The sequence below is a fragment of the Paracidovorax oryzae ATCC 19882 genome (assembly GCF_000687165.1).
Lineage (GTDB): Bacteria > Pseudomonadota > Gammaproteobacteria > Burkholderiales > Burkholderiaceae_C > Paracidovorax > Paracidovorax oryzae.
The window spans coordinates 43,805-70,428 of sequence record NZ_JMKU01000025.1 but is presented as its reverse complement, the minus strand read 5'-3'; the positions used below and the strand labels follow the sequence as shown (position 1 = coordinate 70,428).

The 26,624-nt window shown below is 71.2% G+C and carries 26 protein-coding genes; 10 read left to right on the top strand and 16 right to left on the bottom strand.

Features of this window, described 5'->3' with window-relative positions:
* The 8 genes from T336_RS0118205 to T336_RS0118170 all read right to left on the bottom strand — a co-directional run.
* The coding region (locus T336_RS0118205; protein ID WP_026433625.1) for an electron transfer flavoprotein subunit beta/FixA family protein at positions 1–281 on the bottom strand (281 nt) is incomplete at its 3' end.
* A 61-nt stretch (positions 282–342) separates the two neighbouring features.
* Positions 343–1,374 carry a Bug family tripartite tricarboxylate transporter substrate binding protein gene (locus tag T336_RS0118200; protein ID WP_035226472.1) on the bottom strand — a complete coding sequence of 344 codons (1,032 nt, stop codon included), beginning with the start codon at positions 1,372–1,374 and terminating at the stop codon, positions 343–345.
* 143 nt (positions 1,375–1,517) lie between these two features.
* The gene (locus tag T336_RS0118195) at positions 1,518–2,528 is read right to left on the bottom strand and encodes a Bug family tripartite tricarboxylate transporter substrate binding protein (protein ID WP_026433623.1); all 1,011 of its coding nucleotides are present in this window, start codon (positions 2,526–2,528) and stop codon (positions 1,518–1,520) included.
* An 89-nt stretch (positions 2,529–2,617) separates the two neighbouring features.
* Entirely contained in the window at positions 2,618–3,898 is a 1,281-nt protein-coding gene (locus tag T336_RS0118190; protein ID WP_051647313.1) for a CaiB/BaiF CoA transferase family protein, read from the bottom strand.
* A gap of 66 nt (positions 3,899–3,964) precedes the next feature.
* Positions 3,965–4,774, bottom strand: a complete 810-nt coding sequence (locus T336_RS0118185; protein ID WP_026433621.1) for an oxepin-CoA hydrolase, alternative type — start codon at positions 4,772–4,774, stop codon at positions 3,965–3,967.
* A gap of 20 nt (positions 4,775–4,794) precedes the next feature.
* Positions 4,795–5,934, bottom strand: coding sequence for an acyl-CoA dehydrogenase family protein (locus T336_RS0118180; protein WP_026433620.1), 1,140 nt, complete (start codon positions 5,932–5,934; stop codon positions 4,795–4,797).
* Between the two features lie 4 nt (positions 5,935–5,938).
* On the bottom strand, positions 5,939–7,147 hold the full coding sequence (locus T336_RS0118175; RefSeq protein WP_026433619.1) for an acyl-CoA dehydrogenase family protein: 1,209 nt from the start codon (positions 7,145–7,147) through the stop codon (positions 5,939–5,941).
* 35 nt (positions 7,148–7,182) lie between these two features.
* Positions 7,183–9,315 (bottom strand): 3-hydroxyacyl-CoA dehydrogenase NAD-binding domain-containing protein, encoded by a 2,133-nt coding sequence (locus T336_RS0118170; RefSeq protein ID WP_026433618.1) that lies wholly within the window; start codon positions 9,313–9,315, stop codon positions 7,183–7,185.
* A 116-nt stretch (positions 9,316–9,431) separates the two neighbouring features.
* On the opposite strand from T336_RS0118170, the gene T336_RS0118165 reads away from it, so the two are divergent.
* On the top strand, positions 9,432–10,418 hold the full coding sequence (locus tag T336_RS0118165; protein ID WP_026433617.1) for a LysR family transcriptional regulator: 987 nt from the start codon (positions 9,432–9,434) through the stop codon (positions 10,416–10,418).
* Positions 10,419–10,515: 97 nt separating this feature from the next.
* Here the strand turns inward: T336_RS0118165 and htpX are convergent, their stop codons facing one another.
* From htpX to T336_RS0118135, 6 genes are all read right to left on the bottom strand, one after another.
* The gene (gene htpX / locus T336_RS0118160; protein WP_011797329.1) at positions 10,516–11,391 is read right to left on the bottom strand and encodes a protease HtpX; all 876 of its coding nucleotides are present in this window, start codon (positions 11,389–11,391) and stop codon (positions 10,516–10,518) included.
* Positions 11,392–11,504: 113 nt separating this feature from the next.
* Positions 11,505–12,341 (bottom strand): DUF3025 domain-containing protein, encoded by an 837-nt coding sequence (locus T336_RS0118155; RefSeq protein WP_084151464.1) that lies wholly within the window; start codon positions 12,339–12,341, stop codon positions 11,505–11,507.
* On the bottom strand, positions 12,338–13,234 hold the full coding sequence (locus tag T336_RS0118150) for an NYN domain-containing protein (RefSeq protein ID WP_026433615.1): 897 nt from the start codon (positions 13,232–13,234) through the stop codon (positions 12,338–12,340). The genes T336_RS0118155 and T336_RS0118150 overlap by 4 nt, the downstream gene beginning before the upstream one ends.
* Positions 13,235–13,237: 3 nt before the next feature.
* Positions 13,238–14,323 (bottom strand): dihydroorotase, encoded by a 1,086-nt coding sequence (gene pyrC, locus T336_RS0118145; RefSeq protein WP_026433614.1) that lies wholly within the window; start codon positions 14,321–14,323, stop codon positions 13,238–13,240.
* Between the two features lie 217 nt (positions 14,324–14,540).
* On the bottom strand, positions 14,541–15,716 hold the full coding sequence (locus T336_RS0118140; RefSeq protein WP_051647311.1) for a sensor histidine kinase: 1,176 nt from the start codon (positions 15,714–15,716) through the stop codon (positions 14,541–14,543).
* Positions 15,709–16,455 (bottom strand): response regulator, encoded by a 747-nt coding sequence (locus T336_RS0118135; protein WP_019703988.1) that lies wholly within the window; start codon positions 16,453–16,455, stop codon positions 15,709–15,711. The genes T336_RS0118140 and T336_RS0118135 overlap by 8 nt, the downstream gene beginning before the upstream one ends.
* A 178-nt stretch (positions 16,456–16,633) precedes the next feature.
* Here T336_RS0118135 and T336_RS0118130 point away from each other — a divergent pair, with 178 nt between their 5' ends.
* Genes T336_RS0118130 through T336_RS0118090 form a run of 9 tightly spaced genes read left to right on the top strand, consistent with a single transcriptional unit; the run spans position 16,634 to position 24,623 of the window.
* A complete protein-coding gene (locus T336_RS0118130; RefSeq protein WP_026433612.1) occupies positions 16,634–18,055 on the top strand; it encodes an efflux transporter outer membrane subunit in 1,422 nt (473 codons plus the stop codon).
* Positions 18,052–19,188 carry an ABC transporter permease gene (locus T336_RS0118125; RefSeq protein ID WP_019703990.1) on the top strand — a complete coding sequence of 379 codons (1,137 nt, stop codon included), beginning with the start codon at positions 18,052–18,054 and terminating at the stop codon, positions 19,186–19,188. Before T336_RS0118130 ends, T336_RS0118125 begins: the two co-directional genes overlap by 4 nt.
* A complete protein-coding gene (locus T336_RS0118120) occupies positions 19,185–19,931 on the top strand; it encodes an ABC transporter ATP-binding protein (RefSeq protein WP_026433611.1) in 747 nt (248 codons plus the stop codon). Before T336_RS0118125 ends, T336_RS0118120 begins: the two co-directional genes overlap by 4 nt.
* Complete coding sequence (locus T336_RS0118115; RefSeq protein WP_026433610.1) at positions 19,928–20,899, top strand: HlyD family secretion protein; 972 nt, start codon at positions 19,928–19,930, stop codon at positions 20,897–20,899. Before T336_RS0118120 ends, T336_RS0118115 begins: the two co-directional genes overlap by 4 nt.
* Before the next feature lie 4 nt (positions 20,900–20,903).
* A complete protein-coding gene (locus T336_RS0118110) occupies positions 20,904–21,653 on the top strand; it encodes an MtnX-like HAD-IB family phosphatase (protein WP_026433609.1) in 750 nt (249 codons plus the stop codon).
* Entirely contained in the window at positions 21,650–22,594 is a 945-nt protein-coding gene (locus T336_RS0118105; protein ID WP_026433608.1) for an alpha/beta hydrolase, read from the top strand. Before T336_RS0118110 ends, T336_RS0118105 begins: the two co-directional genes overlap by 4 nt.
* A complete protein-coding gene (locus tag T336_RS0118100) occupies positions 22,591–22,977 on the top strand; it encodes a DMT family transporter (protein WP_026433607.1) in 387 nt (128 codons plus the stop codon). Before T336_RS0118105 ends, T336_RS0118100 begins: the two co-directional genes overlap by 4 nt.
* A gap of 4 nt (positions 22,978–22,981) precedes the next feature.
* A complete protein-coding gene (locus T336_RS0118095; protein WP_019703995.1) occupies positions 22,982–23,395 on the top strand; it encodes an EamA family transporter in 414 nt (137 codons plus the stop codon).
* Positions 23,385–24,623, top strand: coding sequence for a DegT/DnrJ/EryC1/StrS family aminotransferase (locus T336_RS0118090; RefSeq protein WP_026433606.1), 1,239 nt, complete (start codon positions 23,385–23,387; stop codon positions 24,621–24,623). Before T336_RS0118095 ends, T336_RS0118090 begins: the two co-directional genes overlap by 11 nt.
* A 25-nt stretch (positions 24,624–24,648) precedes the next feature.
* Here the strand turns inward: T336_RS0118090 and T336_RS0118085 are convergent, their stop codons facing one another.
* Complete coding sequence (locus T336_RS0118085) at positions 24,649–25,557, bottom strand: arginase family protein (protein WP_026433605.1); 909 nt, start codon at positions 25,555–25,557, stop codon at positions 24,649–24,651.
* Positions 25,554–26,621 (bottom strand): GNAT family N-acetyltransferase, encoded by a 1,068-nt coding sequence (locus T336_RS0118080; RefSeq protein ID WP_019703997.1) that lies wholly within the window; start codon positions 26,619–26,621, stop codon positions 25,554–25,556. The genes T336_RS0118085 and T336_RS0118080 overlap by 4 nt, the downstream gene beginning before the upstream one ends.
* Positions 26,622–26,624: the final 3 nt, after the last annotated feature.

Genomic DNA, 26,624 nt, shown 5'->3' with positions numbered 1-26,624 from the left:
GGCTGCAGCTCTTCGGCAGTCTCCACCAGGATCGCGCGGTCCGCACCGATCGCCATCGCCGTGCGCAGCGTCTCCTGGCATTGCGTGACGCCGCAGGAAACGGCGATCACTTCCGTGACCACGCCCTTTTCCTTCAGCCGCACCGCCTCTTCCACCGCGATCTCGTCGAACGGATTCATGCTCATCTTCACGTTCGCGATGTCCACACCCGTGTTGTCCGACTTCACGCGGACCTTCACGTTGTAGTCCACCACGCGCTTGACGGGGACCAGGATTTTCATGGGATGACCTCGATGGATAAAGGATGGAAGAAGAAAGGAAAGAAGGGACCGGAACGTACGGTCACTCGGATGCGATGCCCTTGTCGCGGATGATCCCGCCCCACTTGGCGTAATCCTGCCGCACGCGCTCGGCCATCTGCGCCGGGTCCTGGAAGTGCGCGATCGCGCCTGCGCCCAGCAGCCGGTCCTGCACGTCCTTCTCGGCCAGGATCTGCCGCACCTCGCCGGCCACGCGGTCCACCACCGCCTTCGGCGTGCCGCGCGGTGCCATCAGGCCGCCCCACGACACCGCGTCGTAGCCCTGGAAGCCCTGCTCGGCGATCGTCGGCACGTCGGGCAGCATCGCCACGCGGCGCGGCGAGCCCACGGCGAGGGCGCGCAGCTTGCCGGCCTGCACGTGCGGCAGCGCGGCCACGAGGTCGGCATACATCACCGGCACCTGGCCGCCGATGGTGTCGGTGATCGCGGGCACGCCGCCCTTGTAGGGCACGTGCTGCATGTCGAAGCCGCCCATCTGCTTGAGCAGTTCCATGCTCAGGTGGCCGAAGCTGCCGGTGCCCGAGCTGGTGTAGTTCATCGGCGTCTTCTGCGCCTTGGCGTGGGCGATGAGCTGCGTCAGGGTCTTCACGTCGGGCAACTGCGCGGGATTGACCACCACCACGATCGGCAGGTCGTACACCGTGGCCACGGGCGTGAAGTCCTTCAGCGTGTCGTAGCCGGTCTTCTTGTAGAGGTGCGGCGCCAGCAGCGTGGGCGTGGCCAGCATCATCAGCGTGTAGCCGTCGGGATCGGACTTGGCCACCTGCAGCGCGGCGATCGAGCCCGAGGCGCCCGGCCGGTTGTCCACCACCACGGCCTGGCCGAGCCGCTCGGCCAGCTTCTGCCCCACGATGCGCGACGCCGTGTCGGTGGGCCCGCCCGCGGGAAACGGCACTACCAGCCGGATCATCTTGCCGGGCCAGGCGCCGGCCGGCGCGGACGGCTGCGCCCCGGCGTGGCCGGCCGACAGCAGCGCGAGCGGCCCGGCGGCGGCGAGGCCCAGCAGCGTGCGGCGGGTGGCGCGGGCCAGGGGGGCGGTGGGGAACAAAGGCATTCGTCGGGTCTCCGGTTCGGTTCTGGGTTCAGGAAAAGCAGGGAAAGAACAATGGATGCGGCGCCATTCCAGCGCCGCCGTGGCAGGGGCCCGCACTCACCGGGCACGGGGCTGGCGCGGCTGCGCGCAGGCCCTCCTCATGGTCAGTCGAGCTTGGCGCCGGCCGCCTCGACCAGGGCCTTCCAGACCGGCATGTCGCGGCGATAGTTGGCCTGGAAGGCTTCGGGGCTGTTCATGAGCGGCATGAAGCCCGCGCCGCGGATGCGCTCGAGCAGCTTCGGATCGCGGGCGATCTCGCGCAGGTGCGCCTGGAGCACGTCCATCACTTCCCTGGGCAGGTTCGCGGGGCCGCCCATGGCGACCCAGCCGAAGACGGCATAGGCATCGTCCGTGACGCCCTGCTCGTGGATCGTGGGCAACTGGGGCAGGATGTCCATGCGCTGCATGCCGGTCACGCCGATGGCCTTCAGGCGGCCCGAATCGATGAAGGGCTTGGTGTTCTGCGCGCTGGAGAAGCACAGCTGCAATTGCCCGCCGATCAAGTCCTGGATCATGGGCGCCTCGCCCTTGTAGGCGACGTGGGCCATGTCGGCATCCTGCGTCTTGCTCATGTAGGCGCCGCCCAGGTGCGCGTACGAGCCCACGCCCCAGGAGCCGTACGAGACCTTGCCCCGGTTCGCCTTCACGTAGGCGAGCAGTTCCTTCATGTTGCTCGCGGGCACCGAAGGGTGCACCACCAGCGTGACGGGCGCGGCCGCGATCTGCGTGATCAGCGTCAGGTCCTTCTGCGGGTCGTAGGGCAGCTTGGTGTAGAGGAACTGGTTGATCAGCATCGAGGTGCTGAGCGAGAGCAGCAGCGTGGTGCCGTCGGGCGCGGCCTTGGCGACCATGTCGGTGCCCAGGATGCCCGCGGCGCCGCCCCGGTTGTCCACCACCACCGGCTGGCCCAGGCGCTGCGACAGGGCTTCGCCCACGCTGCGGGCGATGATGTCGGTAGCGCCGCCGGCGTTGAACGGCACGATGAGCTTGATCGGCTTGGTGGGCCAGGCGGCCGCTTTCGAGGTCTGGGCGGGGGCCGTGCCCAGCCAGCCGGCGCCGCCGAGCGCGGCCATGCCGTGCAGCACGGCGCGGCGGTTGAATCGGGAACCTGTCATGGTGTTGTCTCCGGGGGTTCTCTGGGGAAGATCGGCCCCGGTGCGCCGCCTCTGCGGGCGGCCTGCTGCACCGGGCCGGCGGGGGGAAATCAGCCGGGCGGCAGGGGCGCCTCCGGCAAGGTCAGCACGCCGCGCTGCTGCAGGCCCTGCAGTTGTTCGTCGCTCAGCTGCAGCAGGCGCTGCAGCACTTCGCGCGTGCCTTCGCCCAGCGTGGGCGGCGCGTGGCGGATGGGCAGGCGCTGGCCGTCGATGCGGTAAGGCGGCGCGAACACGGGCGTGGTGCCCACCACGGGGTGCGGCATGTCCTGCAGCAGGCCGCCGCGCCGCGTGCGCTCGCTGGTGAGCGCTTCGTGCAGGCCGGCGACCTTGCCGCAGGGAATGCCGCAGGCGGTCATGCGCTCCAGCAGCACGTCGCGCGGGAAGCTGCGGATCAGCTCGGTGAGCATCGGGCCGATCTCGTGCCGGTTCTTCGCGCGCTGCACGTTGGTCGCGAAGCGCGGGTCTTCCACGATGTCGGGCCGCTCGATCACCTGGCGGCAGAACTTGTCGAACTGCGCGTTGTTGCCCACGGCGATGATGAGCGGGCCATCGGCCGCCTCGAACATGCCGTAGGGCACGATGGACGGGTGGGCATTGCCGTAGCGTGCCGGATCGTGCCCCAGCTGCATCGCATCGAGCCCGTAGTAGCCGGTGACCATGAGTCCGCAGTCGTAGAGCGCCATCTCGATCAGGCGGCCACGGCCAGTGCGGCTGCGCTGGAACAGGGCCGCCAGCACGGCCTGCGCGGCGTACATGCCGGTCATCAGGTCCACCACGGCCACGCCGAATTTCAGCGGCGGCTGGCCCGCCTCGCCGTTGAGCGCCATGAGTCCCGTCTCGCCCTGGATCACCAGGTCGTAGCCCGGCCGCTTGGCCTCCGGGCCGGTCACGTCGTAGCCGGCCACGGCGCAGTAGATCAGGTCGGGCTTGATCGCCTTGAGCTGTTCGTAGCCCAGGCCCAGCTTCTCGGCGCCACCGGTCTTGAAGTTGTGGATCACCACATCGATGAGCGGCAGCAGTTCGTGAACGATCTTCGCGCCCTCGGGGCTCTGCAGGTCCAGCGTGATCGACCGCTTGTTGCGGTTCATGCTGTTGTAGTAGGTGGTCTCGGTCTTGCCGATGCGCATGCCCCAGTCGCGCGTGTCGTCGCCGCGGCCGGGATGCTCCACCTTCACCACCTCGGCGCCGAAGTCGGCCAGCACCTGGCCGCACAGCGGCCCGGCGAACACGCGCGAGAGATCGAGCACGCGCACGCCCTCCAGCGGAAAGTCGATGCCGTCCGGCGATGCGGTGTCAGGGGTGGTGGCGTTCAATGTCTTGTCTCCAGTCATTCGTTCATTGTGGTGCGGCGGGCGGCGTGGCCGCTGCCCCCTGCGCGACCCGGCACCGGGAGCACGTCAGGCCGCAGGGCCGCGCAGTCGCACGTAATCGGGCGCGCGCTTTTCCAGGAAGGCGGAGATGCCTTCGCGCGACTCTTCGGTTTCCTGCGACAGCACCATGCTCTGCGCCTCGCTCTCCAGCTGCTCTTCCAGCGTGGCCTGGGGCGCCGCCAGGCACAGCGCCTTGATGCGCGCCATGGCCTGCTGCGGCCCGTTCGCCAGGCTGGCGGCCAGTGCCAGCGCACCGGCCAGCGCCTCGCCCGGCTCGGCCAGGCGGTTGACGGCGCCGAGGGCATGCAGGCGTTCGCCCGAGATGCGCTCGCCCGTCAGGCACAGCTCCGTCAGCACCTGGCGCGAGACGAATTCGGCCAGGAAGGCCGTCGCGCCGCCATCGGGCGTGAGGCCCACCTTCACGTAGGCCACCGAGAAGACGGCATTGCGCGCCGCCACCAGCATGTCGCAGGCCAGCGCCAGCGACAGGCCCGCGCCGGCCGCCGCGCCTTCCACGGCCGCGATCACCGGCTTGCCGCTGCCGCGCACCGCGCGGATCAGATCGTGCAGGCCTTCGAGCTTGGCGCGGCGCTCTTCGATGGGCAGCTCGCGCCGCTTCGCCAATTGGCGCAGGTCGCCGCCCGCACAGAAGTGTCCGCCTTCGCCCGTGAGCACGATGGCGCCCACCGCGGGATCCTGCTGCGCTGCGGCCAGCGCCTCGGTCAGCGCGGCGTAGAACGCGGGCGACAGCGCGTTGCGCGCGGCGGTGTTGTTGTTGCTGAGCACCAGCACGGCGCCCTCGCGGCGCTGCAGCAGGGGCGCGGTCGTCTCCGTCATTGGGCGGGCTCCTTCTCGTTTTACGCCGGTTGGCTGAACTCGATGTAGCGTGCCAGGTGGTGATCTTCATCGCCCAGCTGGTGGTCGATCATCACCAGCCGCTTCGCATAGTGCGCCAGCGGCAGCTCCCAGGTCATGCCGATGCCCCCATGCATCTGGATGCTTTCCTCGGCCACGAGCGTGCCGATGCGGCCGATGCTGAACTTGGCGGCCGAGAGCGCGCGCTCGCGCGCGGTGCGGTCGGCGCCGTCGATCGCGGCCGCGGCGTTGATGACGGCCGAGCGGGCCTGCTCCACCTCCAGCAGCAGATCGGCCATGCGGTGCTGCAGCGCCTGGAAGCTGCCGATCGGCACGCCGAACTGCTTGCGGGTGCGCAGGTATTCCAGCGTGTGTTCCTTGGCCACGTCCATCGCGCCCACGGCCTCGGCGCAGAGCGCCAGCAGGCCCCAGCCCACGGCGCGCTCCAGCAGCGCGGCTCCCTCGCCTTCCGCGCCCAGCAGCGCGTCCGCGCCCACGGCCACGTTCGTGAAGACCAGTTCGGCCGTGCGGCCGCCGTCGATGCGGCTATTGGCCTGGCGCGTGAGGCCCGCGGCATCGCCCGGCACGAGGAAGAGCGAGATGCCCGCGGCATCGAAGCTGCCGCCGCCCGTGCGGGCCGATACCAGCAGCCAGCCGGCGCTGTCGCCGAACAGCACCACGCCCTTGGTGCCGTCGATCACCCAGCCATCGCCCGCGCGGCGTGCGTTGGCCGCCACGCGCGTCGGCTCGTAGTGCCCGCCCGGCTCGTCGTGCGCCAGCGCGGCCACGGCCTCGCCGGCCATCAGCGGCGCCAGCACGGTGTCTTTCTGCGCATCGCTGCCGGCCGCCGCCACGGCGCGGCCCACCACCAGGGCGCCCAGCAGGGGTTCGGCCACCAGGCCGCGGCCCAGGCGCTCGAACACCACGCTGACGTCGAAGCCCGCGCCGCCGAAACCGCCATCGGCCTCGGTGAACAGCGCGCCGATGGCGCCCAGGTCGGCGAAGCCACGGTACAGCGCGGGGCTGTGGCCCTGCGCGCCGTAGGCGGCATGGTTGCGCTGCTCGATGCCGGCCTGCCCGGCGATGAAGCGGTCCAGCGTGTCCGCCAGCATGCGGCGGTCTTCGGTGTGTTCGAAATTCATGGCGTCACAGTCCGAGGATCATCTTGGAGATGATGTTTTTCTGGATCTCGTTGGAGCCGCCGAAGATCGACAGCTTGCGGTAGTTGAAGTAGTTCGCCGCGGCGGCAGCGGCGCCTTCCGGCCCCACGGCCAAATCTTCGTGGCCGGCGTGCAGCGCCTCTTCCTCGAAGGGCAGCGCATAAGGCCCCATGGCGCGGCGCGTGAGCGAGAGGATCTCCTGGCGGATCTCGGTGCCGCGGATCTTCAGCATGGAGCTTTCCGCGCCCGGCACGCCGCCGCCGGCCACCGCGGCGATCACGCGCAGGTTGGTGGTCTTCATGTTCTCCAGGTCGATCTCCACGCGGGCGAGGCGCGCGGCGAACAGCGGGTCCTGCGCGAGCGGGCGGCCGTTGCACTGCACGGTGGCGGCCACGCGCTTGAGCTTCTCCAGCGCGGCCACCGAGAAGCCCACGCCGGCGATGTTGGTGCGCTCGTAGGTCAGCAGGTACTTGGCGTAGGTCCAGCCCTTGTTCTCCTCGCCCACCAGGTTCCCGGCCGGCACCTTCACGTCGGTGAAGAACACCTCGTTCACCTCGTGCTCGCCGTCCAGCGTGATGATCGGGCGCACCTCGACGCCGGGCGAGCGCATGTCCACCAGCAGGAAGCTGATGCCCGACTGCGCCTTGGCCTCGCGGTCGGTGCGCACCAGGCAGAAGATCATGTTGGCGTGCTGGCCGAGCGTGGTCCAGGTCTTCTGGCCGTTGACGACGTAGTGGTCGCCCTCCTCGTCCCGTTTCAGCACGGCGGTGGTCTTGACCGAGGCCAGGTCCGATCCCGCGCCGGGCTCCGAATAGCCCTGGCACCACCAGTCCTCGCCGCTCAGGATGCGCGGCAGCCAGTACTGCTTCTGCGCTTCGCTGCCGTACTTGATGAGCACCGGGCCCAGCATGTTCACGCCGAAGGGCACGATGCGCGGCGCACCCGCCAGTGCGCACTCGTTCTCGAAGATGAACTTCTGCACGGCGCTCCAGCCCGGCCCGCCGTACTGCTCGGGCCAGTGGTTCGCGAGCCAGCCGCGCGCGTTCAGGATCGCGTGCCAGCGCTCCATGTCGGCCTTGTCCAGGCGCAGGCCGGCGCGCACCTTGTGCGAGAGGTCGGCAGGCAGGTGCTCTTTCAGGAAGGCCTGCACTTCGTCGCGGAAGGCTTCCTCCTGGGGGGTGAATTGCAGATCCATGGGGTCTTTCGTCGATCGCTCGTTCTGTCGTTCGGTCAGTGCGCTTCGGAGGCGGCGCGGTTCAGGCTGCCGAAGTCGCGGCCCTCGGCCACCAGCTTTTCCAGCAGCGGCGCGGGCTTCCAGAAGAGGGGGTCTTCCTGCGCGAATTCGCGGATGTCGGCCAGGATCTTCGGCAGGCCCACCGTGTCGGCGTAGTGCATCGGCCCGCCGCGGAAGCGCGGGAAGCCGTAGCCCGAGAGGAAGGTCACGTCCACGTCCAGCGGCCGCAGGGCGATGCCCTCTTCCACCACCTTGGCGCCTTCGTTGACCATGGCGGCCATGTAGCGGCGCATGATTTCTTCGGGCGTGAAGCTGCGCGGCACGACGCCCTTCTTCGCGCGCTCGGCATCGACGATCGCCAGCACCTCCGGATCGGGCTGGCCGGTGCGGGCACCCTCCGGGTAGAGGTAGAAGCCGCGCCCCGTCTTCTGGCCGAACCAGCCGCGCTCGCAGATGCGGTCGGCGATCTCCACATAGCGCGCTTTGGGGTCGCGCGTGGCCGCACGGCGCTTGCGCGTGGCCCAGCCGATGTCGCCGCCGGCCAGGTCGGTCACCTGGAACGGGCCCATCGGGTAGCCGAAGCCGCGCACCGCCGCATCGATTTCATAGGGCGACGCACCGTCTTCCAGAAGATAGTCGGCCGCCTGCTTGTACACGGCCAGGATGCGGTTGCCGATGAAGCCGTCGCACACGCCGGCACGCACCGGCACCTTCTTCATCGTCCTGGCCAGCGCGAAGGCCGTGGCGACCACATCGGCGCTCACCTTCGCCGGCACCACGATCTCCAGCAGCTTCATGATGTTGGCGGGGCTGAAGAAATGCAGCCCGATCACGTCCTGCGGGCGCTGCGTGGCGGCGGCGATCGCGTCGATGTCCAGGTACGAGGTGTTGGTGGCGAGCACGGCGCCGGGCTTGCAGACGCGGTCCAGCTCGCGGAACACGGCCTTCTTGACCTCCAGATCCTCGAACACGGCTTCGATCACCAGATCGGCCGCGGCGATGTCTTCGTAGCGCGTGCTGCCGGTGTAGCGCGCCATCACGGCGGCCTTGGCGTCGGCCGTCATGCGGCCCTTGGCGACGAGGCCGTCGTAGACCTTCTCGACGTGCGCGCGGCCCCGGGCCAGCGAGGCGTCGTCACGTTCGATCATCGTCACGGGCAGGCCGGCGTCCAGCGCCGACACGGTGATGCCCGCGCCCATGGTGCCGCCGCCGATGACGGCGATGGACGCCACCGGGCGCGGTGCGGCGGCCTTCGCCTCGGGCACCTTGGCGACCTCGCGCTCGGCGAAGAAGGCGTGGATCAATCCCGCGCGCTGCGGGCTCGCCAGGCACTCCATGAAGGCCGCGCGCTCGCGCTGCATGCCCTCATCGAAGGGCAGCTCCACGGCGTTGCGCACGCATTCGACGATCTTCTGCGGCGAGAACAGGCCGCGCGATTTCCTGGCGGTGTCGGCGGCAAGCGCGTCCAGCTCGGCCAGCGCGGCGGCCTTGTCGGCGATGGCGACGTCGCGCGTGCGGCGCAGGGGCGCCTGAGCGGCCTGCAACTCCTGCACGCAGGCCAGGCCCGCGGCCACCGGATCGCTGCCGTCCACCAGCCGGTCCACCATGCCCGCGGCGAGGGCCGCCTTGGCGCTCAAAGGCTTGCCGCTCAGCATCATTTCCGCCGCAGGCTTCGCGCCCATCAGCCGCGGCGCGCGCTGCGTGCCGCCCGCGCCGGGCAGCAGGCCCAGGTTCACTTCGGGCAGGCCGAACTGCGCGCCCGGCAGCGCCACGCGGTAGTGCGCGGCGAGGGCCACTTCCAGCCCACCACCCAGCGCGGCGCCGTGGATGGCGGCCACCACGCGCTTGCCGCAGGATTCGATGCGCTGGCAGACCTCGGGCAGCGAGGGCTCCACGGGCGGCTTGCCGAATTCGCGGATGTCGGCACCCGCGATGAAGGCCCGGCCCTCACCCACGATCAGCACCGCCTGCACGTCGGCCCGCGATTCGGCCTCGCCGATGGCCTCCATCAGGCCCTGGCGCACGGCCGCGCCCAGCGCGTTCACGGGTGGGTTGTCGATGCGGACGACGAGAACCTCGCCCTGCAGGCGTGTTTGCACGGGCGACGCGGTTGCCGCTGCTGAGGTCATGCCTTTGTCTCCTGGATCTGGGTTCCGATCCATTCTTGCGGCGACAATGTTTTCTGACAATCACATCAATCATTGACAGACTGTCAAAGGATTTCAACCAATCTGCTGGATTCCCCATGGATCTGCCTTCGCTGACCCTGCTGGTCGAGATCATCGACAGCGGCAACTTGAGCCAGGCCGCGCGCAAGCTGCGCATGAGCCGCGCCAATGTGAGCTACCACCTCACCAAGCTGGAAAAGGCCGTGGGCGTGCAGCTGGTGCAGCGCACCACGCGCCGTGTGGAGCCCACCGAGATCGGCCTGCGCCTGTACGAGCACGGCCGCACCATCCAGAACGAGCTGCGCGCCGCGCAGGAGGCCGTGACCACGCTGGGCCAGGAGCTGCAGGGCCGCGTGGGCATCAGCCTGCCCAGCGGCTACGGGCAGATCGTGGCGAGCGACTGGCTGATCGAGTTCAAGCGCCTCTATCCCGGCATCGTGCTGGACGTGCTGTTCGAGAACCGCGCCGACAACCTGCGCGACGAAGTGGACATCGCCATCCGCGTGGTGCAGGAGCCGCCCCTGTCGCTGGTGGCGCGCAGCCTGGGCACGGTGCGCTACCTGGCCTGCGCATCGGCCGGCTACGCCCGCCGCCACGGCCTGCCGCGCACCCTGCACGAACTGCGCGCCGGCCCCGTCATCACGGCCGGCGTGACCGGGCGGCAGCTGCGCCTGTCGGCCTACCGGGGCGCCGAGCGGCACGAGGTGATGCTGGAGCCCACCCTCGTCTCCGAGCACTTCCCGTTCCTGCGCCAGGGCGTCCTGGCCGGCCTGGGCGTGGGCCTGGTGCCCGACTACGTGGTGCAGGACGCGATCGCCACCGGCGAGGTGCTGACCACTCTGGACGAATACCGCCTGAGCATCTTCGGCACCCACATGTACCTGCTGTACCTGCCCAACCGCCACCAGACGCGGGCCGTGCGGACCTGCATCGATTTCCTGCTGGACAAGGCACGGCATGCAGAAGGAGGCGCGGCCGGGCCAACGGCAGAGGGAGAGGATGGGACGCCACCCTCACCGGCCGCCATGGCGGCCCCGGCGCAAGCGCCCGCCGGCCGCTCTTGAGAAGCGTGGCGCAGAAAAAAACCCCGCCATGTCGCCACGGCGGGGTTTTCCCATCTTTCCTGCCGGCCGCCGGAGACCGGCGGCCGGACAGGGAGCATCAGCCCTGCGCGTTCTGCAGCGCGGCGATGCGCTCCTCGATCGGCGGGTGGGTGCTGAACAGCTTGCCGATGCCGCCGGCGATGCCCATGGCCTGCAGGCCCTTGGGCAGTTCGGCCGGGTGCATGCCGCCCAGGCGGGCCAGCGCGTTGATCATCGGCTGCCGGCGGCCCATGAGGCGGGCGGCCCCCGCATCGGCGCGGAACTCGCGCTGGCGGCTGAACCAGGCCACGATCATCGAGGCCAGGAAGCCCAGCACGATGTCGAGCACGATGGTGGTGACCATGTAGCCGATGCCGGGGCCGGAGCTGTTCTCGTCGTTGCGGCGCAGGAAACTGTCCACCGCATAGCCGATCACGCGCGAGAGGAACACGACGAAGGTGTTCATCACGCCCTGGATCAGCGTCATGGTGACCATGTCGCCGTTGGCGATGTGGGCCACCTCGTGGCCGATCACGGCCTCGACCTCCTCGCGGGTCATGCCCTGCAGCAGGCCGGTGGATACCGCCACGAGGGCGTTGTTCTTGAATGCACCGGTGGCGAAGGCGTTCGGGTCGCCCTCGAAGATGCCGACCTCGGGCATGCCGATGCCGGCCTGGTCGGCGAACTTGCGCACGGTCTGGACGATCCAGGCCTCGTCGGCCGAGCCCGTGCCGTCGATCACGCGCACGCCGGAACTCCACTTGGCGATCGGCTTGCTCATGAGCAGCGAGATGATCGCGCCGCCGAAGCCCATGATGAAGGCGAAGCCGAGCAACGCCCCCAGGTTGAGGCCGTTGGCCGTCAGGTAGCGGTTGACGCCGAGCAGGCTGGCGACGATGCCTAGCACCACCACGACGGCAAGGTTGGTGAGCAGAAAGAGCGCGATGCGTTTCATCGAAGGTTCTCCACGAAGGGGAAGCGTTGGGTGCAGGGGGGAGGAAACGGCCTGGTACCGGACCCGGCACGACAGTAATCTGGGGCTGTCGTCCGGGCGTTCAAGCCGCCGTGTCAGCGCGGAGGGACCCCTGTTGTGTACTGTGATGCGGGGCGTGCACTGCGGAATACGGAAGAGTCATCATAGAAGCAAAAGTTCTCGTTTCCCGCCCACCAGCCGGGCACCCCCAGGACCGGAAGGGGTGTGAAGGGCTTGCCCTCCAGCAGCTCCGGCTCCAGGTGCTTCTCCAGCCAGCCGTCGATGTCAGCTACTGTTTCAGGAGCATCCGGCACCAGCAGCACATGCGCGGTGAGCGGCTTGCGAGGCACGATGAGCTGCTCCAGCAGGGCATGGCCGAAGATCTCCAGGCGCGCCTGCCGCCAGAGCGGGCGCAGCTCCGTGAACAGCCGGCGCCATGCGCGCGCGGCAAGTGCCTCCCGCAGCGCGGCCGGCGCGAACAGCACCGCCCCGTTTTCGTCGAACACCGTGACCGCATCGCGCAGCGGGCCGCGCACCGCGCCGACGCCCTGGGCCGCGATCGCGCCGGCCTGCAGGGCGTTGAGCCGGCGCTTGGCCCGCGGGTAGCGCAGCCATACCAGGCCGTTGAAGAAATCGTGCAGGTTGTCGCGGGTGGGCACCTGCCCCGTGCGGAAGATGAAGGACTCGTAGGCCTCGCCGGCAGGCAGGCGCTGCTGGGGAACGAAGCAGGTGCCCGCCGCCCTCCCGGACGCCGGGGTTCCCGGGGCATCGAGGGCCTCCCAGACGGGCAGCCCCGCCTGCACGGCCGCCGCGGCGGGCCGGCCGGCACTGCGCAGCGGGGCGAGCCAGGGACGCTCCCACTCGACCGCATCCACCGGCCGCGCGGCGGAAAGCGCAAGGACCTGCCGTGCGGACGGGCCCGGGGGCCTCATCCGGCCGGTCCGCGTGCCGCGGGAGCGGCGCGCTTGTCGCGCACCGAAACCTTCGAAGTGCCTTCGTCACGCATCTCGAATGCCTGCGTCGCGGCCAGCAGCCTGGTGAGCGTGGCGTACCCGTAGTTGCGGGCGTCGAACGAGGCCTTGTTGGCGATCTGCGTGCCAACGGCACCCACCTTCGCCCAGCCGCTCTCGTCCTGCGTAGCGGCCACCGCATCGCGCAACAGGTTCATGAGCGAAGTGTCCTGCCGCAACTCCGGCGTAGGAATGCGCAGCCCGGCGGCGGGCCGCACAGGGTGGCCCGGCGCAGGCGGTTCAGCGGCGGTGACTGCGGAAGCATCGTGCGGCGGCCGGCCGGGAGCCGGTGCCGGAGCGGCCTCGGGCGGCGGCGGAGGGGGTTCGGGCGCGACCGCCACGGCCGGTACGGCCGCGGCAGCCAGCGCCTCGAGGTACAGGAACCGGGAACAGGCGTTGACGAACGGCCGGGGCGTCTGCTGCGCGCCGAAGCCGTACACGGCCGCGCCCTTGGCCCGCAGGTGCATCACCAGGGGCGTGAAGTCGGCATCCGAAGAGACGATGCCGAAGGCGTCCGGCCGGTCGGTGTAGAGCAGTTCCATCGCATCCACGGTCATGGCCATGTCGGTGGCGTTCTTGCGCTTGGAATAGTCGAACTGCTGGATGGGCCGCACGGCGAACTCCAGCAGCTTGGACTGCCAACCCGACAGCGCGGACTTGGTCCAGTTGCCATAGGCGCGGCGGATGCTGATCACGCCGAGCGTGGACAGTTCGGTGAGGATCTCGTCGATCATCTCCGCGGGCGCGTTGTCCGCATCGATGAGCAAAGCGATGCGCAGCTGCTGCCGCTCCTGCAGGTCCGACGCCGGCGCCATGGCTCAGCCCGCTCCGCCAGCCACCGCCCGCCACGCCAGCGCCTCGCCCGAGCGCAGCGGCTTGAGCAGCGCTTCGCCGAAGGGAAAGCTCTCGGGCGGCGTCCACGATTCGCGGCGCAGGGTCAGCGTGCCCTGGTTGCGCGGCAGGCCGTAGAAGTCCGGGCCGTGGAAGCTGGCGAAACCCTCCAGCCTGTCCAGAGCGCCCACGCCGTCGAAGGCCTCGGCATACAGCTCCATGGCGGCATGCGCGCTGTAGCAGCCCGCGCAGCCGGTCGCGTGCTCCTTCAGGTGCGCGGCGTGCGGCGCGCTGTCCGTGCCCAGGAAGAACTTCGGGCTGCCGCCGGTGGCGGCCTCCACGAGGGCGAGCCGGTGCGTTTCGCGCTTGAGCACGGGCAGGCAGTAGTAATGCGGCCGGATGCCGCCCGTGAAGATGGCGTTGCGGTTGTAGAGCAGGTGCTGCGGCGTGATGGTCGCCGCCGTGAAGGCGTCGCCGGAGGCCACGTACTGCGCGGCTTCGCGGGTGGTGATGTGCTCGAAGACGATCTTGAGCTCGGGGAAATCGCGGCGCAGCGGGATGAGGTGGCGGTCGATGAACACGGCCTCGCGGTCGAAGAGGTCGATCTCGCTGCCCGTGGCCTCCCCATGCACCAGCAGCAGCAGGCCGGCCTTCTGCATCGCCTCCAGCACCGGATAGATCCTGCGCAGCTCCGTCACGCCGGCATCGCTGTTCGTCGTGGCGCCGGCGGGATAGAGCTTGCAGGCGACGATGCCGGCCTCCTTCGCGCACGCCATTTCCGCGGGCGGGATGTTGTCGGTGAGGTAGAGCGTCATCAGCGGCTCGAAAGACATGCCCTGCGGCACTGCGGCCAGGATCCGCTCCCGGTAGGCCAGCGCCTGGGCCGCGGTGGTCACGGGGGGGCGCAGGTTGGGCATGATGACCGCGCGGCCGAACTGCGCCGCCGTATGGGGCACCACGGTCAGCAGGGGCTCGCCGTCGCGCACGTGCAGGTGCCAGTCGTCGGGCCGGGTGATGGTGAGGGTGTCCACGGAGGCGGATGCGGTAGGGGTGGGGTGTGCGGCAACGGTCATGGGCGCCGATTCTCCCACCGGGCGCGCCCATAAAAAACCCTGTCCGCCGTGAGGCAGGACAGGGTGAAACCCCAGTCATTGGGGCGAGGGGGGGATCCGGGGCGCCGCGCATTGCTGCTCGGCATGGGTGTGATCGTATGCAGCGCAGCCCGCACCGGTTGTGGTCCGTCAGCGGCTGGGCGCGTAGGACTGCGTGCCATGGGCCCGCGCCCGCGGATCAGTCGATGGCCGGGAATTCCACGGTGAAGCGCGCGCCGCCTTCGGGACGGTTCTGCACCCGCACGCTGCCGCCCTGGCGCTGCACCAGGGCCTTCACGATGGACAGGCCCAGCCCCGAGCCCTCGCCCCGCCGCCCGGGGTCGTGGGGAAAGCGCTCGAAGGGCCGCTCCAGCAGGCGCGCCGGCATGCCGGGGCCCGCGTCGCTCACGCGCAGCACGGCGCGGTCGTCCTCCCGGGCCACCTCGACCTCCATCCAGCCGCCCGCCGCCGCATGGCGCAGCACGTTCTCCACGAGGTTGAACAGGATCTGGCGCATGCGGTCCGGGTCCACCATGGCTTGGGGCCCCTCCTCGTCAGGCAGCCGCAGCGCCAGTTCCACGCCGTGGTCCTCGATGCGCTGCGCATGCAGCGCCACGGCATCGCGCACCAGCTCGGACAGGTCCACCGCACGGGTTTCCAGCGACAGCTGGTCCGCCTCCGCCATGGACAGGGTGTGCAGGTCGCCCACCAGCCGCCCCAGGTACTCGACCTGCTCCAGCAGCGCGCGGGACTCTGCCGGATCGGCCTCGATCACGCCATCGCAGATCGCGTGCAGGCGCGCGCGCAGCACCGTGAGCGGCGTGCGCAGCTCATGCGAGATGGAGGCCGCATGGGCGCGCCGCTCCTTGGCCGAGCGTTCGAGCGCATCGATCATCTGGTTGAAATGCCGGACCATTTCCGCCATCTCGTCGTGGTAGCGGCCCGGCTGGGCGCGCACCGAGAAATCCCCCACCGCCACGTGGGACGCCACCTCGGCCATCGACGCCAGCGGCAGCGTGACGATGCGCGACACCCAGAATCCCACCACGAGGCCGATGGGCAGGCAGATCACCAGCCCTACCACGAGGGACCATTTCTCGCCGAACAGCAGGTCGCCGTGCCAGTACTGGCCGTAGATCTCCATCGCCCGCGGGCTGTCTTCCATGTCGCGGTCGCGCAGGCCGTCGAGCTCGACCTGCACGTCGGAGGGCAGGCTGCGGTAGAAGTCGCGGTACTGCACCTCGGAAAACAGCATCACGCTCGCGGCCAGCAGCGCCATCGTCGCCAGCACGGTGGCGGCGATGCATACGCCGAACCGCACCCAGACCCGGCTGAACAGCGACCCCTGCGCGGCCGGTGCGCGGTGCTCAGGCAACGGGACCCTCCCCGGGCCAGAGCCGGTAGCCGATGCCGCGCACGGTCTCGATGAGCTCGCCCTGCCCCGCCTGCTGCAGCTTGCGGCGCAGCTTGGAGAGGTGGGAATCGATCACGCGGTCGAGCGCATCGCTTTCGGGAAGGCAGTGCTCGATCAGGTAGCTGCGGGAGAAGCAGCGCCGGGGCTGCGCGGCCAGGCAGGCCAGCAGCCGGTATTCGGTCAGCGTCAGCGGCAGCGGCACGGCGCGCCCGTCGTCGCCGTGGGCGAAAGCGGCATGGGCCTCCTGGTCGATCTCGATGCGGCCCACGCGGATGCGCTGGGCGGCCCGGGCCGGTGCCGAGGGCTGGGCCTGCACGCGCCGCAGCACGGCGCGCACCCGGGCCACCACTTCCGGCGGGCTGAAGGGCTTGACCACGTAGTCGTCCGCCCCCAGGCGCAGGCCGACCAGCTTGTCCACGTCGTCGGCCAGGGCCGTCACCATGATCACCGGCGTCTGGCCGTCCTCGCGGATGGCGCGCAGCAGGTCCAGGCCGTCCATGCCGGGCAGGTGGATGTCCAGCAGCACCATGTCGGGCTTGAGCTGGCGGAACAGCCGCAAGGCCTCCAGGCCGTCATGGGCCTGGTGGGCGCGCAGTCCGTCGCGCTGGAGATAGGCGGAGAGGATGGTGGCGATGCCCGGCTCGTCTTCGACGACGAGAACGAGCGGGCCGGTGGCCTGCGGGGCGGCGGGAAGGTTCATGGCGTCGGAGGGTGCTGGGCGGAATTATCCACAGCTGCCGGGATTGCCGTGCAAAGCCCCGCATCTCCATGAAGCCTCCATATGCCATGCAAGGCGGCTCAAGCTTGGGGCGGTCCAATCCTGCCATCGCCACCGGACTCCCCGCCCTGGCTTCACCCCCGCAAATGTAACGCCGCGCGTGCTTCTTCCGTCCCCCATTCCACGTCCGCTCCGCCTCGGCCTGGCTGCCGCGGCGATCGCGTTCCTGGCCGGCTGCTCGGCACCGGACATCCGCCGCCCGGAGGCACCCGCCCTGCCCGCCACCTGGACTTCGCCCGTGCCGGACGGCGCCGCCGCCGCTCCGGAGTTCCGCGCCTGGTGGAAGGCCTTCCACGACCCCGCGCTCGACGCGCTGGTGGACGAGGCGCTGCAGAAGAACCTCGACCTGGCGATCGCCGCCCACCGGCTGCGCGAAGCCCGCCTGCAGGCCGGGCGCGCGGCGGTGCAGTTCCGCCCCTCGTTCGGCGCAGGCGCGCGCACCCTGCAGGACATCGAAGCCACCGACAGCTATTTCCACGCCAGCATCGACATGGTCTGGGAGCTGGGCCTGTTCGGCGCCGCCGAAAGCGCGCGGGCATCGGCCGCGGCGGACCGCGACGCGGCCGTGGCGGACGGCCAGGGCGCGCGCGTCGCCGTCGTGGCCGAGGTGGTGCGCAATTACCTGGACCTGCAGGCCGCGCGCCGGCAGCTGCAGCTGCTCGACCGGCAGGCGGCCCTCGACGAGCGGGCCGCCCGCCTGGCGGAGGTACGCCGCCGCACCTGGACCGGCGCCACCGACGAAGTGGCCTCGGCCGGCATGCAGCGCGCCCGCACCCGTGCCGCACGCGCCGAGCCCGAACAGGCACGAGCACGCGCAGCCCAGTCGCTGGCCGTGCTGCTGGACCGCGTGGCACCGGATCCGGCCTGGAGCGCCGCCGGCCCCGTCCGGGTGCCCACCCTGGCGCCCTTCGCGTTCTCGGCGCTGCCCGCCGACCTGCTGCGCACGCGCCCGGACGTGCAGGCCGCGGAAGCGGCCGTGCGCAAGGCCGCCGCAGACGTGGGCATGGCCCGCTCCGAGCTGTACCCGCGCATCGCCATCACCGGCTCGCTGCTGTACGCCTACAACATCACGCGCAACCGCCGCACCACCAGCGACAACGTGCCGGCCATCGGCCCCACCATCGACATCCCGCTCTTCGACTGGGGACGCCGCCGCATGCAGGTGGACGCGCAGCAGGAGGCGCTGCAGGCCGCAGCGCTGTCCTACCAGCGCACGGTGCGCGGCGCCATCGCCGAAGCCGAGGGCGCCCTCTCCGCCCTGGCGGCCCAGCAGAACCGGGCGGATGCCCTGGCGGAAGCGCAGCCCGCGCTCGCCGAGCGCGTGCGTGCCGGCAGCGTCCAGGCCCGGCTCGGCCTGGCCAGCGAGTACGACGGACTCGCCGCGCAGCGCGCGGCCCTGCAGGCCGAGGCCGAATGGGCGACGGCCCAGGACGCGCGCTCGCTGGCCTTCGTCGCGCTGTACAAGGCACTGGGCGGCGCGCCGCTCCCCCCCGCATCGGCCGACGACGGAGAGGCGCCATGATCGCCCTGGCCCGCAAGACGCTGGTCCACGAGTGGCGGCGGTTCGTGCCCGCCGTGTTCGCCGTGGGCTTCTCGTGCGTGCTGCTGGTGGTGCAGGCCGCGCTGGTGCTGGGCATCTTCGGCAGCGCGGCGCTGTACGTGCGCGCATCGGGAGCCGATCTCTGGGCCGGCTACCCCGGCACGCAGAGCGTGAATTTCGGCCGGGCGATCGGCAGCGACGTGGACCTGCGGCTGGCCATGGACCCGGCGGTCGTGGCCACCGAGCCCTACCTCTGGGTGGACGCGGACTGGCGCAGCGCCCAATCCGGAAGCGGCGGTGTGTCGATTTACCTGTCGGGCATCCGCTCCGCGCCGGACGGCATGCTGTTCTCCCACCTGCTCACCGGCTGGCAGCGCTCGGCGCTGCGCGCGCCCGGCGCGGTCATCGTGGACCGGGCGGACCTCTCCACGCTGGGCACCGGCGTGGGCGGCACGGCCTGGATCAACGCGCACGAAGTCCATGTCGTGGCCGCGGTGGACGGGTTGCGCGGGCTGGGCGGGGCGAACGTCCTGTCGTCGATCGACACCGCCCGCGAGATCGCGGGCACCGGCTCGGCGACCGCGCCGACCTACGTCGTGGCCCGCACCCGCACGCCGGAGCAGGCCCGGGAGGTCCAGGCCCGGTTCTCCGCCGGAGCCCCGGGCTTCGGCCCGTTCGAGGTCTGGACGGCCCGCCAGTTCGCCCGCCGCTCCCAGCTGTACTGGCTGCTGGACACGGGCGCGGGCGTGGCCGTGCTGTTCATGGTGGGCATCGTCTGCCTCGTGGGCACGGTCGTCACCAGCCAGTCGCTCATGGGCGTGGTGGCCGGATCGGCCCGTGAATATGCCGTGCTCAACGCGCTGGGCGTGAGCCGCCGCTCGCTGGGCCGGCTGGTGATCGAGCAGGCCTGCTGGATTGGTGGACTGGGCCTGCTGCTGGGCGCCGCCGCCAGCGCCGGCCTGCTGTGGCTCGCCACGTCGCAGGGCGTGCCGGTCGCGATGACGCCTGCCACCGCCCTGGCCTGTGCGGGCCTGGTCGCGCTCGTCGCGCTGCTTTCGGGCCTCCTGGCCATGCGCGGCCTCATGGCCGCCGATCCCGCCCTGCTGCTGCGATGAACACCCACGCCCCCCGCTCCCCCGCGCCGCAGCTTGGCGCCGCCCCCAGCCTGCAGGCCGTGGACCTGCAGAAATCCTTCGTCTCCGGCGTCGTGCAGGTGCCGGTGCTGCGCCAGCTCTCGCTGTCCATCCTCCCGGGGGAACTCACCCTCATCTCCGGCCCCTCGGGCTGCGGCAAGAGCACGCTGCTGTCGCTGCTGTCCGGGCTGCAGCAGCCGGACGCGGGCAAGGCCTACGCCCTGGGCGAAGACCTGGGAGCGCTCGGCCCGCGCGCGCTGGAGCGCTTCCGGCTGCAGCACACGGGCTTCGTGTTCCAGGGCTTCAACCTCTTTCCCGCGCTGACCGCCCTGGAGCAGGTGCAGCTGCCCCTGGGCTACCTGGGCCTGGGCGCCGGAGAAAGCGCGCGCCAGGCACGGCGCGCCCTCGACGAAGTGGGCATGTCGCAGCGCGCGCACATGCGCCCGGCCCAGCTGTCCGGAGGCGAGAAGCAGCGCGTGGCCATCGCCCGCGCCATCGCCAAGTCGCCCCAGTTGCTCTTCGCCGACGAACCCACCAGCGCGCTGGATGCCGACAGCGGCCAGCGCGTCATCGACATCCTCCACCGCATCGCACGCGCCCACGGCACCACCGTGCTGTGCGTGAGCCACGACCCGCGCCTCGTCCGCCATGCCGACCGCGTGCTCGGCATGGAAGACGGTGCCATCCGCAGCGACTGGCGCCAGCCGGACGCCATCACCCCATGAAACGCCTCTCCCTTCCCCTCGGCCCCCGCGCCGCGCGCGGCGCCGCCTGCGCAGCCTCCGCGCTGGCCCTCGCCTGGCTCGCGGCCTGCACCGACCGTGGCACCCCCGCGCAGATGCCCGCGCCCGAGGCGCCCGCATCCGCCCCGGCCTCCGGCGCAGCCAACGGCGTGGCCATCGCCCGCGGCCGCATCGAGGTCCAGGGCGGAATGCTCGACCTCGCCCCCCTGCAGGAAGGCGTGGTGGACACCGTCGCCGTGCACGAAGGCCAGGCCGTGAAGCGCGGGCAGGTGCTGCTGCGCCTGTCCGGCTCCGGCCTGCAGGCCGAGGCGGACGTGGCGCAGGCGGAGCTGCAGTTGGCGGAAGCGCGCGAACGCGCACGCGCCCAGCAGGTGCCGGCACTGCGCCGCTCGGCCGCCCGCCTCGCCGAAGCAGCCGCCGCCAATGCCGCCGAACCGCAGCGCGCCGACGACGCGGCCCAGGCCCTGCGCGCCGCCGAATCCGATGCTGCCGTGGCGCGCGCGGAGGCCGAAGTGGCGCGCAAGAAGCTCGCCCAGGTGCGCGGCCAGCAGGCCCGCCTCGAGCTGCGGGCGCCCGAGGACGGCACCGTGGTGCATGTCAGGACCCAGGCCGGCGTGCGCCTGGCGGCCGCAGCCGGCAGCCATGCCGCGATCACGCTGATGCCGCACCGGCCGCTGATCGTGCGGGCGGAGGTCAACCAGAACTACGCGGCCACGGTGAAGCCGGGAATGCGCGCCTCGGTCACGACCGACGGCGACGCCGCCCCGGTCGCCCTGCCCGCCGCGCGGGTGGTGCGCATCAGCCCCGTGCTCGGCGCCTCGCGGCTGCAGGAAGACGCCCAGCGCGGCCCGATGCGGGTCGTGGAGTGCGTGCTCGAATTCGACAGCCCCCCGGAAGCACGCCCCGGCCAGACCGTGCGCGTGAGCTTTCTTCCCCTGAAGCAGGAATGACACCATGACGACTGCGTCCTTTCCCCTGTCCTCGCTCCGGCGCCCGGCCCTTTCCGCCCGGAACCTCGCTGCGTCCCCCGCGGGCTGGATGGTCCAGTGCGACTTCGACGGCACCATCAGCACGCGGGACGTCACCGACTCCCTGCTGCAGCGCTTCGGCCAGCCCGACTGGCAGGCGCTGGAAGACGCCTGGGAGCGCGGCGAGATCGGTTCGCGCGAATGCATGAAGGGCCAGGTCGCGCTGCTGGACATGGACCGCGCCGAGCTCGACGCCCACCTGGAGACCATCGAGGTCGATCCGCATTTCGCCGCCTTCGTGCGCGAGGCCCAGGCCCTGGGCATGCCGGTGCAGGTGGTGAGCGACGGCATCGACTACGCCATCCAGTCCGTGCTGGCCCGCCACGGCCTGGACGGGCTGCCCGTGATCGCCAACCGCCTCGTGCAGGCCGGCCCGCGCCAGTGGCGCCTGGAGTCGCCCTGGGCCAGCGGCAGTTGCGCGCGCGCCAGCGGCAACTGCAAGTGCGAACGGCTGGCCGAGCAGCGGGCCGTGCACGGGCGTGTGCTGTTCGTGGGCGACAGCACCTCGGACTTCTGCGTCTCCGGCCGTGCCGACTTCGTCTTCGCCAAGTACAAGCTCATCGCCCACTGCGAAGCCAACCACATCGCCCACGCGCCGTTCAGCGACTTCTCCGACACGCTGGAGATGCTGCACCAGTTGGACGCACTGGCTCCGCGCCAGCTGGAGATGGCATGAACGCCGCCGCAGCGACCCTGCGGGCCATGGACGACAGCGCCCTGGCCCGCCCCGCCGCCCCCGCGGCCCTGCATGGCACCGAGCATGAATACCTGCTGGAGGGCCACGGACCGCTCGCCACCACCGGGATCCTGCTGATCCACGGCCTCACCGGCACGCCCAACGAAATGCGGCTGCTCGCCAAGGGCCTGCACCGCGCGGGCTTCACCGTGCTCGCGGTGCAGCTGGCCGGCCACTGCGGCACGCAGGACGACCTGATCGCCACGCGCTGGCAGGACTGGGTGGCCAGCGCCCGGCGCGGCGCGGACCGGCTCATGCAGCTCACCGGGCAACCGGTCGTCGCCTGCGGCCTGTCCATGGGCGCACTGCTGGCGCTGGCCCTGGCCATCGAGAGGCCTCGGCAGGTGGCCGGCGTGGTGGCGTTGTCCACCACCTTCCGCTACGACGGCTGGAGCATGCCGGCCTATACGCGCCTGGCCTTCCTGCTGCCGCTCTTCCGGGCCCTCGGCATCGGCCGCCGCAGCGTCTTCATGGAAGCACCGCCCTACGGCATCAAGGACGAGGCCCTGCGCGAGCGCGTGGTGTCGCAGATGCATTCGGGCGACAGCGCGGCCGCCGGCCTGCCGGGCAACCCCTGGTGGTCGGTGATCGAGCTGCGGGCGCTTTCCGCCCACGTGCGGCGCAACCTGGACGCGGTGCGCTCGCCCTGCCTGGTGATGCACGCCCGCAACGACGACATCGCCGCGGCCGGCAACGCCGAGGACATCGTGCGCGGCGTGCGCCACGCCCCGGTGGAGCTGGTGCTGCTGGACGACAGCTACCACATGATCACCATCGACCGCGACCGCCGCACGGTGCTCGCGCGCACGGTGGCTTTTGCGGAAGCGATCGCGCAACAGCGGCAGCAGGAGCCACGGCGCCAGGAAGGCACTGCGCCATGACGCCAACGGACGGCGGCGGCATCACGCCGCTGGTGGCCCTGCTGTGGTTCCTGAACATGCTGGTGGACACTGGCGGGCAGCTGGCCTTCAAGGCCGCCGCCACGGCCGACCCGCGCGCGGGCAGCGGCCTGGCGCGGTGGGTCTGGATGGCGCGCAGGCCCTGGATCTGGATCGGCGTCGGCTGCTACGTGGCCGAATTCCTGGTCTGGCTGGCGTTCCTGTCCCTCGTGCCGCTGTCCGACGGCGTGCTGCTGGGCTCGATCAACATCGTGGCCGTGATGATCGCCGGGCGCTTCCTGTTCCGCGAAAAGCTCTCGCCGATGCGGGTGACAGGCATCCTGCTGGTGTCGGCTGGCGTGGCCGTCGTCGGCCTGAAGGGGTGACGCCGTGCGACGCTTCTACGCCATCGGCTTCCTCGTGCTCGTTGCCTTCGACACGCTCGCGCAGATCAGCTTCAAGCTGGCGGGCGAACACGCGCTGCCGCTGGAGTTCTCCAGCGCCTGGCTGGCGCGGGTCTTCGGCCAGCCATGGATCTACGGTGCCTTCGTCGGCTACGTGGGCGCCTTCTTCACCTGGATGACGCTGCTGGAGCACGCGCCCATCGGCCCGGCCTTCGCGGCATCGCACCTCGAGGTCGTCTCCGTGCTGGCGCTTTCGGCCCTCCTGTTCAACGAGCCCATCGGCTGGCCGCAGTTGCTGGGCGCCGCGCTCATCGCCGCCGGCATCGCCTGCCTGGCCCGCAGCGAGGCCGAGGAGCAGGTGCCGCCAGCCTCTCCCCCGCCCGCGCCCCATGGCGCCTGAGGCGCCGCCCACCGCCGGCCTGCCGCTGGGCTGGCGCGACCTGCTGCCCGGAGGCGATGCCGACCTGGGAAGCGCGCTGGCGCGCTTCCTGGGCGTGCCGTCGGTGCAGGTGGAATGCTCCGGCACCGCCGCGCTGGTGGTGGCGCTCACGGCACTGCGCGAGCAGGAACCCGGGCGTGACGAGATCATCGCCCCGGCCTATACCTGCCCCCTCGTCGCCCTGGCGGCCGCGCACTGCGGCCTGCGGCTGCGGGCCTGCGACCTGCGGCCCGCCAGCCTGGACCTGTGCCCCGACGCGCTGGCCGCTCTCTGCAGCACGCGCACCCTGGCCGTGCTGCCCACCCACCTCGCGGGCCGCGTGATCGACGTGGCGCCGGTACGCGCCATCGCCCATGCGGCCGGCGCCCGCGTCATCGAGGACGCGGCCCAGGCCCTGGGGGCGCGCGAGGCCGGCGGCACCTGCATCGGCACCACGGGCAGCGACATGGTGTTCTTCAGCCTGGCCGTGGGCAAGGGTCTCACGATCTACGAAGGCGGTGCGCTGGTGGTGGCCGACACCGCCCTGCGCGCAGCCTGCGCGCGCGCCGCCCGCACCGTGGCCCCCTGGCGCTGGGGCTGGGAGCTGCGCCGCAGCGCCGAGTTGCTGGGCTATGCCGCGCTCTACCGCCCGGCCGGCCTGCCGCTGGCCTATGGCCTGCCGCTGCGGCGGGCGCTGGCCCAGGGCGACCGCATCGCCGCGGCGGGCGACGATTTCGACGATGCCATCCCGCTGCACCAGGTCGGCCGCTGGCGCCGCGCCGTGGGCGTGCGCGCCCTGGCCCGCCTGCCCGCCTGGCTGGCCGGGAGCGAGGCACGGGCTCGGCACCGCATGGCTCTGCTGCGCGAGCGCGTTCCAGAACTGCTGGTGATCGGGGACAGTGGCGCCGTGCCGGGCGCGCAGGGCACCTGGCCCACGCTGCTGGTGCTGCTGCCCGACGCCGCCCGCCGGGAGGCCGCCATCGCCGCGCTGTGGGGCCGGGGCCTGGGCGTGAGCCTGCCCTTCGTGCATGCGCTGCCCGATTACCCCCGCTATGCGCGGCACGTCGCCCCGGGCCCGCAAGGGGGCTGGCCGCGCGCCCGTGATTTCGCGGCGCGCGTGCTCGCCATCGGCAACAGCCCCTGGCTGGACGACCCCGGCTTCGACCGGATCTGCACGGTGCTGCAGCAGGCGGTGCGGACCGGCGGATGAGCCGGCCCGCCGGATCGACGCACCGTCAGCCGTCCGTCTCCAGCATATCGAGCAGCCACATGTTGAACGCGGCCTGCGCAGCCTGCCAGGCCGGCAGGTCGGCATGCTCCGTGCCGGTCTCCTGCCCGTCGCCCGCGCTCAGCCACCGCTTCCAGGCCGTGGCGTAGCGGTGGGTGGAGACGTCGCCCGTCACGTCGCTGCCCACGACGCAGTTGCGCAGGCTGCCGATGACTGCCGCGGCATGGCGAGTCTCCAGCGTGCCCTGGTCCCAGTTCGTGCGCACCACGCGGGGCGAAAACACGTCCTTGTCCACACTGAAATAAGTGGGGACCCGCTGCCGCTCGAGCATGCGGGCCAGTTCACCGATCAGGGCATCGGCGTCAGGGAACGCGCGGAACCGGTCCGCGATGCCCAGCCAGCGCGCCCAGCGCGTGTCCACGCCGCTGCTCCAGTAGCTCAGCCGGCCGGCGCGCAGCGGCGCGAGGTAGTTCTCCCAGGCATGGCCCGTGCCGATGTCGCCCGAGGTAATGCCCACCACGTGCACGTGCGACACCTGGGGCAGCAGCGCCACCCGCCGCACCCACGAGCCGCAATGCACCCCGAAGGGAAAGCGCATGTTGTCAGGATGGTTGTCCAGCACCACCACGCGCAGCGGCTGCGCCGCGGAGAACCCGTGGGCGGCGATGCAGCGCTCGATGAGCGGCCAGCTCAGGTGGTGGAAATCCCCGCTGCCCATGAACACGGTGCCGTGCGCCGCCACCGGCGGCATGGCCTGCTCCAGCGCCTGCCGGAACGCGCGCATCGTGCCCATGCCACAGCCGAAGCGGATGCGCTCCTGCCAGGACTGCGCCAGCGGCAGGCGGACCTCCCCGGGCAGCACGCCCACGGAACCGTCCACGTCGAGCACCACCGGGGGCCGCGCCGTGCCGCTCATGCCGCGTCCTCCACGCTGTCCTTCCAGCGCCGGTCGCTCTCGAAGTGGCCCGAGAAACGGCGGGCCAGCGCGCGCAGCAGCGGGTTGCGCACATACACGGCATGCCGCGTCCAGGTGAAACTCGCGCCCAGGCTGCGCTTGACCTCCGGGTCGGTCCAGCCCGCGATGTAGTGGGACAGGCCCCGCTCGACCGCATATTCCAGGTTGACCATCCAGCTCACGAAATACAGATTGACCTCGCGCGCGGCGGGGTAGGACAGGCCGATGTACTTGTCCACGAGGCGCCCCGCGTGCTCGTAGCAGAGGTTCCAGCCCAGCAGCGCATCGGTGCCGGCATGCCGGTACTCGAAGACGATGCCGCCGCTGGCACCGTCACGCAGCACCGCGGCGAAGAAATCCCGGGTCAGCCGGTCGAAATGCACCTCGCTCTGCGCATGCACGGCCTCGTAGAGCGCGTAGCAGGCATCCACGCGCGCGTCGTCGGCATAGGCGTCGCCCGTGGGCATGCGCTCGATCCGCAGCTGCGACCGGCTGCGCAGCTTGCGCCGCAGGTTGCTGCGGCGGCTGGAGGACAGTCGCGCCAGATATTCGTCCAGGGTCCCGAAGTCGATGGGCACGTAGGCCAGCGCCTGGCCCTCGACCAGCACGAAGCCCTGCCGCACGCAGGCCTCGGCCAGCGCCTGGGCATAGGCGTTGTCCTCCGGGGCCAGCAGCGGCGAATCCTGTGGAAGGTCCTTCGCGATCACCAGCGCGAAATCACGGCCCGGGCCGGTGCGCAGCGCCGCGGCGACCGCCTCCGGCGCGGCGCCCTGCGGCAGCGGGGCGTACTCCGTCACCGTGGTACCCGCGAAGGCCGTGCGCACGCGCAGCCACCGTGACCAGCGACCGAACAGCGGCCAGCCGCGCAGCCGCGCCTTGAACTCGTCGTCCGCCGTCGTCAGCAGGTCGAACGACGCCGAGAACACCGGCACCGGCAGCCCCTGCAGCCAGGCGAATCCTTCCGGCGGATGCGCGCCGGCATGCGCCACGAGCGACTCCGGCTCCAGCCGGTTGCGCCAGCGCATCGG